Origin of the sequence: Streptomyces griseoflavus (assembly GCF_014649995.1) — a bacterium.
Taxonomy (GTDB): Bacteria; Actinomycetota; Actinomycetes; order Streptomycetales; family Streptomycetaceae; genus Streptomyces; species Streptomyces griseoflavus.
In genome coordinates, this window is sequence record NZ_BMUC01000007.1 from 153,911 (window position 1) to 165,472 (window position 11,562).

Here is an 11,562-nt window from a genome sequence, read left to right on the forward strand (position 1 = left end):
GCTGTGCGCGATTCGGCGCCGGCGGCAGCCGTCAGCGCAGGCGCGCCATCAGCGCATGCTCCACGAGAGTGATCAGCGCCGACTTCGCGTCCGCCCGATGCCGCGCGTCCGTCGTGATGATCGGCGTGTCCGGCCCGATCTGCAGCGCTTCCCGGACCTCGTCCGGGTTGTACGGCTGCTGGCCGTCGAAGCCGTTGAGGGCGATCACGAACGGCAGCCCGCTGTTCTCGAAGTAGTCGACCGCGGGGAAGCAGTCGGCGAGACGACGCGTGTCCACCAGCACGATCGCGCCGATGGCGCCGCGCACCAGGTCGTCCCACATGAACCAGAAGCGGTCCTGACCGGGCGTACCGAAGAGGTACAGGATCAGGTCCTGGTCCAGGGTGATGCGGCCGAAGTCCATGGCGACCGTCGTGGTCGTCTTGTCCCCGGTGTGGGTGAGGTCGTCGATGCCTGCCGAAGCAGACGTCATGACGGCCTCCGTGCGCAGCGGGTTGATCTCCGAAACGGCCCCGACGAACGTGGTCTTGCCCACGCCGAAGCCACCCGCCACCACGATCTTCGCCGAGGTGGTGGAGCGGGAAGGACCGCCGCTAGAGCTTGCGAAGTCCACTGAGCACCCTTTCGAGCAGTGTCACGTCTGGCTGGCCGCCGGCGCTCTCGTCGCCGCCGGGCTGATGGATGGCGACCAGTCCCGCCTCCGCCAAGTCGGCGACGAGGATCCTGGCCACGCCGAGGGGAATCGTCAGCAGGGCCGAGATCTCGGCCACCGACTTGATCTCCTGGCACAGGTTGCAGATCCGCTGATGCTCGGGCAGTTGGCCCTGCATCTGGTGCGGCTGCGCGGTGGTGTGCACCAGCGCCTCGATGGCGAGCTGGTACCGCGGCCTGGTGCGGCCGCCCGTCATCGCGTACGGGCGCACCAGGGGATTGTTCGTCGCCCCGGCGGGCGACGGCTCCGGGGTGCGACGCTGCGGCTGCACGGGCTGGATGCGTGGCGCCTGCGGCTGGTCGTACGGCGAAGGGCCGGGGCCCTGCGGCGCGTACGGCTGCCGGTGGTTCGGGGCGGAAGGGTAGCCGTACCCGCTCTGGCCACCGTCGTTCTGGCCCTGTGCGGGACCGTACGACCAGTTGCCCGACGACGAACCGCCTGGGGGTGTTGCCACTTTTCTCCTCCTCCGACTGTGCCTGGCACCCATCACTGTGGAGCCGCGTCCCGAAACCTTACGGCCACGGGACGACAAAGCGCACCGTTCGTCCGTTAGTTGAGCAGGCTCCCTTGGAGTTCCGCACGAAGGTCCGGCGTCAGGACCGTACCGGCGCGATCGACCAGAAGGGCCATCTCGTACCCGATGAGGCCGATGTCCGCCTCCGGATGTGCGAGAACCGCGAGTGACGAACCGTCGGAAATGGACATGATGAACAGGAATCCCCGCTCCATCTCCACAACCGTCTGGTTCACGCTGCCGCCCTCGAAGATCCGGGAGGCGCCTGCCGTCAGGGACGTCAGACCGGAGGCGACGGCCGCGAGCTGGTCGGCACGGTCGCGGGGGAAGCCTTCGGACATCGCCAGAAGGAGTCCGTCGGCGGAGACCACCACCGTGTGGGACACCCCCGGGGTGTTGTCCACGAAGTTGGTGATCAACCAGTTCAGGTTCTGTGCCGCCTGGCTCATCGGGCTCACACTAACGCTCCTGGTTGTAGGTGCTGTCAGGACCGAGGCCCTGGCCGTTCGTTTCACTGCCCGCGCTGCGGCCCCGTTGGACACCGCGACGCAGGTTGCTCAGCCTGCCCCGGACGTCTTCCGGGGCGCGGGAGACCTGGGGGCCTCCCTGGGGGGTGGTTTCGGCGGCTCCCTCGACCAGGTTGGCCTTGGGGACCCGCCGCGGCAGACCGGAGGAGGTCACTCCGCCCGCCTTGGGCTTCCGGAGTGACGACGCCTGCTGCCAGCGCTCGTCGTTCGCCGAACGCCAGCCGTTGTCGCCGTTGCTCTCCGGGGTGGAGGCCGGCGGCTCCTGGTTCGCGCGCTGGGCGCCGCCCGTGCCGTTCGCACCGCTCGCGGTGGATCCGCGGCGGGGGAGCCCGGCGTCGGTCAGGTTCTGGTTCCCGGGGGCAGCCGGCCCCGGACGGTCGAAGCCTACGCCGTCCTGTGCGTCAGCGGCCTGCGCGGGTTCCGCGTCCGGGGTCTGAGCAGGGTACTCGGCGGGGTGACCGTTGCGGTAGCCGTCCTGCTGCGGCCAGTCGTCCTCCTGGCGCCGGTCCGAGAAGGACGGGAAGGCGTCGGACGCGGTGGCACCCGCGGCCGTGTGGTCGCCCCGGGCCGGCTCCGCGTAGGAGGCGTCCGGGTAACCGCCGGCGGACGGGAAACCGTCGTTCTGCGGCAGGTTGCCGTTCGGCGCGTAGTAGCCCTCGCCGTACGACTGCTGCTGCTGACCGTCGTACGCCGTCTGCTGCCCGTTGTCGTACGCCTGGCCGTAGCCGGTGCCGCGCTGCGGCTCCTGGAAACCGTCGAAGCCCTGGCTCTCGGCGTAACCGCCCTGGCCGCCGGGGGCGTAGCCCTGGGTGTCGCCGTAGCCCTGCGGGCCGGCGAACTCGTCCGGGTAACCGGCGCCCTCGGGCGTCTCCTGGGCGTTCGGCTCGGGATGCGACTGGGCCTCCAGGGCCGCCCGGCGCTCCTCGCGCATCAGCGAACGGCCGACGGGGTCCAGGTCACGGACGTCGTCGGGGACCTCCGTGTAACGGCTGTCGTCGAAGCCCAGCTCCGCGGCGGTGCGCAGCGGCTGCTGGTTGAAGTTCTCCCCCTGGAACTGCTGCTCCGGGATGATCTGCGAGACCGTGAACTCGTCGTGGGCCGGCTGCTGCTCGCCGCCGCCACCGTGGGTGATGGCGTCCGGCAGCATGACCAGCGAGGTGGTGCCGGCCTGCTCGCCCGAGGGGCGCAGCTGGACCCGGATGCCGTGCCGGTCGGACAGCCGGCCGACCACGAACAGGCCCATGCGCTGCGAGATCGCGGCGTCCACGGTCGGCGGGTTGGCCAGCTTGTGGTTGATGTCCGCGAAGTCCTCGGCGGTGAGGCCGATGCCCTTGTCGTGGATCTCGATCATCACGCGGCCGTCGGGGAGACGGGTCGCGGTGACCCGGACCTTGGTTTGCGGGGAGGAGAACGTGGTGGCGTTCTCCAGCAGCTCGGCGAGCAGGTGCACGAGGTCGGTCACCGCACGGCCGTGGATCTCGGCCTCGGGGACGCCGGACAGTTCGATGCGCTCGTACTGCTCCACCTCGGAGGAGGCGGCGCGCAGCACGTCGACCAGCGGCACCGGCTGGTCCCAGCGGCGGCCGGGCTCCTCGCCGGCGAGGACCAGGAGGTTCTCGCCGTTGCGGCGCATACGGGTGGCCAGGTGGTCCAGGCGGAAGAGGTTCTCCAGCTGGTCCGGGTCGGCCTCGTTGTTCTCCAGGTCGGTGATCAGGGTCAGCTGGCCCTCGATCAGCGACTGGTTGCGGCGCGACAGGTTGGTGAAGATCGCGTTGATGTTGCCCCGCAGCAGCGCCTGCTCGGAGGCGAGCCGGACGGCCTCGCGGTGGACCTGGTCGAAGGCGCGGGCGACCTCGCCGATCTCGTCGGTGGAGGAGATCGGGATCGGCGCGACCTTGGTGTCGACCCGGCCGGGGTCGGTCCGGGAGAGCTGGTCGACGAGCATCGGCAGGCGCTGCTCGGCGATGCCGAACGCGGCGTTGCGCAGCTGGCGCATCGAGCGGCTCATCTGGCGGGCCACCATGCCGGCCAGGATGAACGCGGCGAGCAGGGCGACCACGACGGCCGCGCCGGTGATGAAGGCGTCGCGCTGGGCGTCGTCGGCGATCTGCGAGGCCTCGCTCACCGCGGAGTCGGCGAGGTCCGACTCGATCTCGCGGTAGCCGTCGAACTTGAGGGTGTTCACGGCCCACCAGTTGGCGGGGGTGATGCCCTTGTCGGCGAGGGCGGCGCGCGCGGAGGGGTCCGTGGAGGACAGACGGCCGAGTTCGGAGATCATCGTCTCCGGCTTGGCGGGCGGCGGCACGTAGTCGGGGTCCTGCTGCTTGGACTCCCGGGCCATGGCGGCACCCTCGGCCTGGATCCGCTGCGAGGTCTGCTCCAGCTTGACCGCGTCCGCCTCGGTGCCACCGCCCTTGTACTCCTCGATGGCGATGCCCTCGAGGTAGGCGTACGACGACAGGGCGACGCGCTGGCTGGCGAGCTGGCTCTCCGTCGGGCCCGGCTTGACCAGCAGGTGCGTGCCGATGGAACGCTGCAGTGACAGCGCCGCCTTGGTCAGCGAGATGGCGTAGACCGTACGTCCGTAGCTGGTGATGTTTCCGGTGCCGAGGCCGAGTTCGTTGGCGAACTCCATCAGGGGGTGGGCGACCTCGACGTAGCCCTCCTCCGTCTGCACGCCCTTGAGCTTGGAGGTGTACGCGGCGGCGCGCAGGTCGGCCAGCTTCGGCTCGCCCTCCCTGAACAGCCTCAGCCGGCGCTCGAGTCCGGGCTTGGACGGCATGCTCTGGGCGGCCTCGTCGAAGGCGTCGGCCGCTTTGTCGGTGGCGGCGCGCGCCTTGGTGACGTCCGGGTCGTCCTGGCCCTTGCCCTGCAGCAGCGGTACGGCGGTGACGTCGCGTTCGTTGTAGAGGGCGTTGGCGTAGACGAGGGAGGCCTGCACCAGACGCGCGGTGTTCTCGGCGTCCTCGGCCTCGTTCCAGGTGTCGATCGAGCTCTTCACCTGGACGCCGCCCATGACCAGGCCGACCAGCACGGGTATGAGCAGGATCGCGTTCAGCCGGGTGGCCACCCGCCAGTTGCGCGGCGAGAGGCGGCCTCCGCTCGGAGTGGGCGCGGCCGTGGGTTCGGGACCTGGCGCGGGGGCGGGCGCCGCTGTGCGCGACGGCGGCGTGAAGTTGCCCCGGGCCGACGGCTCGGGACTGTTCTTGCTTCGCCTCACTCGACCAACAACCTTCCGGCGGTCGGCACCTTCGTCGTGCCGCAGTGTCTCAGAGCCCGGCATGCCATCGACTACTGAGTACGTCTTTGACCAATGGGCAGTTCAGGCATTCCAGCATGACGACCAGCCCTCCTCCAAACATGGGAAGGAGAGGAATTCAAGTGATGTAAGTCCCACATAAAACGGTCATACGGAGCGACCTCCGGCAAAAGACGAGCCGTCCGTGAGCGCAGTGGTACCGCTCGACCGCGTCGCGTGTCGGCCTCCCCCGATTCCTCTGCCGAAACGTTATGAACACCGAGGCCGGCCGTGTCAAACGACACAGCCGGCACCAGTACATCTACGACAACCGCAGTATGCCGCTCCTGTTCGCCCTTACCGGAGACGCGCCATGAGAGCGTGCTCGACCAGCGTGATCAGCGCACCCTTGGCATCCGCGCGGTGCCGGGCGTCCGTCGTGATGATCGGGGCGTCGGGTCCGATCTGCAGCGCCTCGCGCACCTCTTCGGGGGTGTACGGCTGCTGGCCGTCGAAGCCGTTGAGGGCGACCACGAACGGCAGCCCGCTGTTCTCGAAGTAGTCCACCGCGGGGAAGCAGTCCGCCAGCCGCCGGGTGTCGCACAGCACGATGGCGCCGATGGCACCGCGCACCAGGTCGTCCCACATGAACCAGAAGCGGTCCTGACCGGGCGTACCGAACAGGTACAGGATCAGGTCCTGGTCCAGGGTGATGCGGCCGAAGTCCATGGCCACCGTGGTGGTGGTCTTGCCTCCGGTGTGGGTGAGGTCGTCGATGCCCGCGCTGGCGGAGGTCATCACGGCCTCGGTGCGCAGCGGGTTGATCTCCGACACGGCGCCGACGAACGTGGTCTTGCCCACGCCGAAGCCGCCGGCGACCACGATCTTGGCGGACGTGGTGGCACGGCTTTCGGAGACCGTCCCGCCGCTAGAGCTTGCGAAGTCCACTGAGCACCCTTTCGAGCAGTGTCACGTCCGGGGCGCCGGTGGTCTCGTCGCCGCCCGGCTGGTGCACGGCGACGAGGCCCGCCTCCGCCAGGTCGGCCACCAGGATCCGGGCAACACCCAGGGGCATGTTGAGCAGCGCCGAGACCTCGGCGACCGACTTCACCTCACGGCACAGGTGGCAGATGCGCTGGTGCTCCGGGAGGAGCCCCATGAGCGCTGCCGGGTCGGCCGTCGTACTGATCAGTGCCTCGATGGCCAGCTGATAGCGCGGCCTGGTCCGGCCACCGGTCATCGCATAGGGACGGACCAGTGGCTGGTCGCCCTCGTCCTCGTACGGCTCCGCGTACGGATCATGAGAGGCGGTGGGCGGGGTCATGAATCCTCCGGGCGGGACAGCAAGTCGGTCGGTCAAGCCGTCTGACGGGGCCGGTGGGGGGAATGTGGCGGCCGGACGGTGATTTGGTGAGACGGGTGGTGCCGGGGCCGATCAGTGGAGCAGACTTCCCTGTAGTTCGGCGCGCAGGTCCGGGGTGAGGACCGCCCCCGCGCGGTCGACCAGGAGCGCCATCTCGTAGCCGACGAGGCCGATGTCGCACTCGGGGTGCGCGAGGACCGCCAGGGACGAGCCGTCGGAGACGGACATGAGGAAGAGGAATCCTCGCTCCATCTCGACGACCGTCTGGGCGACGCTGCCGCCCTCGAAGATCCGGGAGGCGCCGGCCGTCAGGGAGGTCAGTCCCGAGGCGACGGCCGCGAGCTGGTCCGCGCGGTCGCGCGGGAAGCCCTCGGAGAGCGCCAGGAGGAGACCGTCGGCGGACACGACGACGGTGTGGGACACCCCGGGGGTGTTGTCCACGAAGTTGGTGATCAACCAGTTGAGGTTCTGTGCCGCCTGGCTCATCGGGCTCAACTAACGCTCCTGCTGGTGAGTGGGGTTCGGGAAGCTGCCGGTCTGGGTGGTACCGGCCTGACGACCCTGTGCGATACCCCGACGGAGATTGGTCAGCCGGCCGCGCACGTCATCGGGGGCGCGTGAGACCTGAGGACCGCTCTGGTGCGATTGCTGCTGAGCCGTGCCCGGGACGAGGTTCGCCTTGGGCACCCGGCGCGGCAGGCCGGAGGTGGTGACGCCGCCCGCGGCCGGCTGCCGTACGCGTTCGGCCTGCCGGACCAGCTCGTCGTTGGGCGAGCTGCGCCAGGCAGCGGAGGTGGACCGCTGCGGGCCGGTGGGGCCCTGCGGCTGCTGGGGCTGCGACGGCTGCTGCGACACCGGGGCCGGGCCGTTGCCCTGATCCGGCGTCCCGCCGTTCTGGCGGAACCAGTTCGTCTCCAGCGTGTCGTACAGCGGCGTACGGCCGTCACCCGGGCCGGACGCCGGCGGCAGCGCCCAGGCGTCGGACGCGCCGCGCCCGTCGTCGGGCCGCTGCGCGGGCTCCTGGCGGGCCGGCGGCCGCTGCTGCGGGGCCGGGGGCCGCGGGGCGCCGAGGCCGCCGCCGTGCGTGCCGTTGGTCTGCGGACGCTCGAACTGTCCGGTGACCGCCGGGTCCGAGGCCGGGCGCTCCGGGAGGGAGTACTGGCCGGTGGAGCCGTTGTCGTAGCCCTGCGGTGCGGGGAACTGGCCCGTCGCGGACGGGTCCTGCGCGCCCTGCGGGGCACCGAAGATGTCACCGCGGACGAACTGGCCCGTGTTCTGGCCGCCGTTGGCGCCGGGCTGGCCGTACTGACCGGTGTTCTGCGCGGCGTTCGGGCCGGGCCGGCCGTACTGGCCGGTGTTCTGGCCGTTCGCGCCGGGCTGCGGGAACTGGCCCGTGTTCTGCGGGTCGGAACCGTAGGCGGGGCCGGTGTTCTGGCGCTCGTCGAACTGGGGGATCTCCGCCGTGGCGCCCGGACCCTGCCGGTCGTCGAACCGCGGCATGGCCGAGGTGCGGGAGACGTCCGGCTCCTCGTGACCGCGCGGGGCGTCCAGCGAGGCGCGCGGCACCGGCGGCTGGGCGTTCTCGTCGCTCCAGCTGGGCCGCGGCTGCTGCTGGTCGCCGCCGGGCAGCTCGGCGCGCGCGCCACCGCGCGGCGGGAGCTGCGGGCGACGGCCCCGCTCGGTGTTGCCGTTGCCGCGCTGCGGCGGCACCTGGCCGCGGCCGCCACCGAAGGCGTCCTGGTTGTCCTGCTGGACGTTCGGAGCGGGGGACTGCGTCCCGCGCGGGACGCCGGGCGCCCCGCCCCCGAAACCGACACCCGCGCCGGCGGGCGCGGGACGGCCCTGCGGCGGTCCGGAGGGAGCACCCTGGTCGAACAGGGAAGGCGTCTGGTTGCCCGAAGGAGCCTGCTGTCCACGGCCGCCGGGGCGGCCACCGCCGTCCCGGCCGGGCAGCGCGGCGCGCGGGCCCTGGCCGGCGCCGAGCCGGCCACCGGGCGCACCGGCACCGAGGGCACCGGAGGCGGACTGGCCCGCACCGGCGGCACGCCGTGCGGCCGCGGCACCGGCGGCCGCCTGCGCGGCGGCGGGGCCACCGCCGCCGGCGCCCGGCTGACCGGGCTTGCCCTGGGGCTTCTTGCCGCCCTGGGCGACGTCGACGGGCAGCATGACCAGCGCGGTCGTACCACCGGAGTCGGACGGGCGGAGCTGGATGCGGATGCCGTGGCGCTGGGACAGCCGGCCGACCACGAACAGACCCATGCGGCGGGAGACGGAGACGTCCACGGTGGGCGGCGAGGCGAGCCGCTCGTTGATCGCCGCCAGGTCCTCCGGCGACAGACCGATACCGGTGTCGTGGATCTCGATCAGCACCCGGCCGTCGGGCAGCGCGTGACCGGTGACCTTGACCTTGGTCTGCGGGGAGGAGAACGAGGTGGCGTTCTCCAGCAGCTCGGCGAGCAGGTGCACGAGGTCGTTGACGACCCGGCCGGCCACTTCGGTGGTTGGCACCGAGGCCAGCTCGATGCGCTCGTACTGCTCCACCTCGGACGCCGCGGCACGCAGCACGTCGACCAGCGGGACCGGGCGGGTCCACCGTCGGCCGGGCTCCTCACCCGCGAGGACGAGGAGGTTCTCACCGTTACGGCGCATACGCGTGGCGAGGTGGTCGAGCTTGAACAGCGAGGACAGCTGGTCCGGGTCCGCCTCGCGGGACTCCAGCTCGGAGATCAGCGACAGCTGGCGCTGGATCAGGCCCTGGGAGCGGCGCGAGAGGTTGGTGAACATCGCGTTGACGTTGCCCCGCAGCAGGGCCTGCTCGGCGGCGAGGCGGACCGCCTCGCGGTGCACGTCGTCGAAGGCCGCGGCGACCCGGCCGATCTCGTCCCGGGAGTGCACACCGACGGACTCCACGGACGTGTCGACGTCCTGCGGGTCGGCCTCGGAGAGCTGCTTGACCAGGTCGGGCAGACGCTCCTGGGCGACCTTGGTCGCGGTCTCCTCCAGCCGGCGCAGCGAGCGGATCATGGAGCGGGCCACGACGAAGGCGCCGACCAGCGACACACCGAGCACGAGGAGGATCAGGACACCGGAGATGATCGCGTCGCGCTCGGTGGCGCTGCGCAGCTCACGGGCCTTCTGTTCCATCTCCTCGAGCAGCGAGTGCTCGATGTTCTTCATCTGCTGGATCTTGGTGGAGCTGTCGTCCAGCCAGTCGCGGTAGGACCGCGCGCCGACCGAGGCGAGACCGAACTCCGAGGCCAGCGCACGGCCGGCGTACTCGTCGGTGGCCTTGATCGTGGTGTTGCCCTCTTGGATGGGCAGCAGCAGCTCGGCCGCGGCGGCCTCGCCGTAGATGCTCTTGAAGCTCTGGAGCTCGGACTTCTGGCTCTGCAGGGCCGAGTCGGCGTAGAGCCGGTCGTTCTCGGAGAGGTCGCCCTTGCTGGTGTTGCTGGCGGGCAGCGCGGCGGCGAGGACCGCGCGCTGGATCGACGCGTACTCCTTGGCGGAGGAGAAGGACGCCAGGGCACGCGTGCGCTGGATCATGTCGGGGTTGCTGGTCGCCTCCGCCATGTCCTGCGAGAGCTCGATCAGGTTCTCGATCAGGCGGTGGTAGCCCTCGACGGTCTGGGTCGAGTTCCGCTCCGTCTGGAAGGCGGTGTTGCGGATCTTCTCCAGCTGGCCGAGTTCGCCGGCGAGCTGCACCAGGTTGTCGCGGACGCCCTTGAGGTTGCCGTCCTTGCTCGCGGCGTCGATCGCCTCCGAGCTGTCCAGGAAGTTGTTCCGTGCCCGGTCGGTCTTCTCACGGTGGCCCTTGACCGAGAAGTCGGTGCCCTTGGCCCCGTGCGCGAGCGGGCCCGCCGACTGGTCGCGCTCCTCCTGGAGCGCGGCGGCCAGCTCGGTGGCCTGCTGGGTCATGTCCGTCAGCAGCTTCATGTTGTCGAGCTGCTGGATGTCGTCCATCGACTGCTGGATACGCAGGGCGCCCAGCGAGGTGGCCGCGACCACCGGGAGGGCGAGCAGCGACACCAGACGGGTCGAGATGCGCCAGTTGCGCAGCGCTATTCGCGGCCCGGGGCCGGTCGAGGTCTTCGGAGCGGCCGGGGCGGGCGAAGCCGTGGGCCCGGAGACACCGGGGCGGTCGCCGCTGGTCCCGGGCATGGTCGGGCCCTGGTTCTGGGCGTGCTGGGGCGAGGAGCTGACGGCCTTGGGGCCAGTCCCGCCCTGCGGCTCCGGCTCCGCCGAAGCGCTGCCATCCCTCTTGAAACGTCCCTGCACTAGCGTCGCAACCTCTGAACCAGGCACCCCTCCGCGTGAACGGCGAGGCACGGTGTCGGCGTCATAGGGGCGCCCTGAATACGCCCCCGTGGTGGTCGTGAGTGACCGGCGCTGGTTCCCCCTTCTCGGCCGTCACTCGGCGCGTCTGTGCGCCCCCTGTGCGCCGGCTCGATCCCTGCGGCGGTCCGTGGAATTCCAGCACAGTGCAGGATCTCCAACAAGGGCCGCGGCCTTACGGGTGGGTTACGTGACACCGCGTGAGGGACGGGTCACCGGCGGTAGAAAGTGATCTCTCCGATAACGGGCACGGGCGGACGAACCGCGCGGGCGTGCCGAGTGTCCCAGTCGCCATGATCAGGAGCGGAATGATGCCTTCAGGGGGCGAATGTCCGATTCGGGCAAGCTGGGGACGAGTCCGGATTGTCAGGTTTGTCGTACCCTCCGTGAGCAAACTCACACCCTGATCGTGACGTCCGGGCCCGATCGGCGGGGAATTGCATGTTTAGCCTGACGCTTTACAGGGATGGCACAACCGACAACCCGCGTCCGCCCGGGTCAGCCGACCCCTGCGGGCGCCCGCGAAGAGGACAGGGTCAAGTAAACAGTGAAGACGACGACGATGTTCCACAAGATCGCCAACCCTCGGCGCACGACGCTGGCCCACCTCGACGGCGCCGGCGATCTGCAGACGCCCCTCCAGCTGGAGCACCCCGTCGAACTCCCGGCCCAGACCGCCAATCCCAAGCGCACCGTCCTCATGGAGATCCCGGTCGCGGCGGCCGCCGCGAACTGACACGCATCCATACGCGCGCCGGCCGCGAAACGCTCAAGTACTCCGGCGACCACGAGGGGCGCCCCACCTGCGGTGGGGCGCCCCTCGTCCGTGCGTGAGGCCAGGGCCCCGCCGCGTTAGCCTGGAGCGTCAGACTCCAG

Annotated in this window: 9 protein-coding genes; 1 reads left to right on the forward strand and 8 read right to left on the reverse strand. The window is 70.7% G+C overall.

The features are described 5' to 3' along the window. Window positions 1-31: 31 nt before the first annotated feature. The 8 genes from IE172_RS16595 to IE172_RS16630 form a co-directional block, all read right to left on the reverse strand. Complete coding sequence (locus IE172_RS16595; RefSeq protein ID WP_009314218.1) at window positions 32-613, reverse strand: GTP-binding protein; 582 nt, start codon at window positions 611-613, stop codon at window positions 32-34. Then, a complete protein-coding gene (locus IE172_RS16600; RefSeq protein ID WP_190098023.1) occupies window positions 594-1,166 on the reverse strand; it encodes a DUF742 domain-containing protein in 573 nt (190 codons plus the stop codon). Before IE172_RS16600 ends, IE172_RS16595 begins: the two co-directional genes overlap by 20 nt. Window positions 1,167-1,261: 95 nt before the next feature. Beyond that, complete coding sequence (locus tag IE172_RS16605) at window positions 1,262-1,675, reverse strand: roadblock/LC7 domain-containing protein (protein ID WP_004983065.1); 414 nt, start codon at window positions 1,673-1,675, stop codon at window positions 1,262-1,264. A gap of 10 nt (window positions 1,676-1,685) precedes the next feature. Further along, window positions 1,686-4,973: a nitrate- and nitrite sensing domain-containing protein gene (locus IE172_RS16610; RefSeq protein WP_190098024.1), complete on the reverse strand. Its 3,288-nt coding sequence runs from the start codon at window positions 4,971-4,973 to the stop codon at window positions 1,686-1,688. A 375-nt stretch (window positions 4,974-5,348) separates the two neighbouring features. Continuing rightward, complete coding sequence (locus IE172_RS16615) at window positions 5,349-5,939, reverse strand: GTP-binding protein (RefSeq protein ID WP_190098025.1); 591 nt, start codon at window positions 5,937-5,939, stop codon at window positions 5,349-5,351. Further along, a complete protein-coding gene (locus IE172_RS16620) occupies window positions 5,920-6,315 on the reverse strand; it encodes a DUF742 domain-containing protein (protein WP_004924977.1) in 396 nt (131 codons plus the stop codon). Before IE172_RS16620 ends, IE172_RS16615 begins: the two co-directional genes overlap by 20 nt. A gap of 111 nt (window positions 6,316-6,426) precedes the next feature. Beyond that, window positions 6,427-6,840: a roadblock/LC7 domain-containing protein gene (locus IE172_RS16625; protein ID WP_030216565.1), complete on the reverse strand. Its 414-nt coding sequence runs from the start codon at window positions 6,838-6,840 to the stop codon at window positions 6,427-6,429. Window positions 6,841-6,849: 9 nt separating this feature from the next. Then, on the reverse strand, window positions 6,850-10,629 hold the full coding sequence (locus IE172_RS16630; RefSeq protein WP_190098026.1) for a nitrate- and nitrite sensing domain-containing protein: 3,780 nt from the start codon (window positions 10,627-10,629) through the stop codon (window positions 6,850-6,852). A gap of 604 nt (window positions 10,630-11,233) precedes the next feature. Here IE172_RS16630 and IE172_RS16635 point away from each other — a divergent pair. Further along, window positions 11,234-11,422: a hypothetical protein gene (locus IE172_RS16635; RefSeq protein WP_190098188.1), complete on the forward strand. Its 189-nt coding sequence runs from the start codon at window positions 11,234-11,236 to the stop codon at window positions 11,420-11,422. Window positions 11,423-11,562 lie beyond the last annotated feature (140 nt).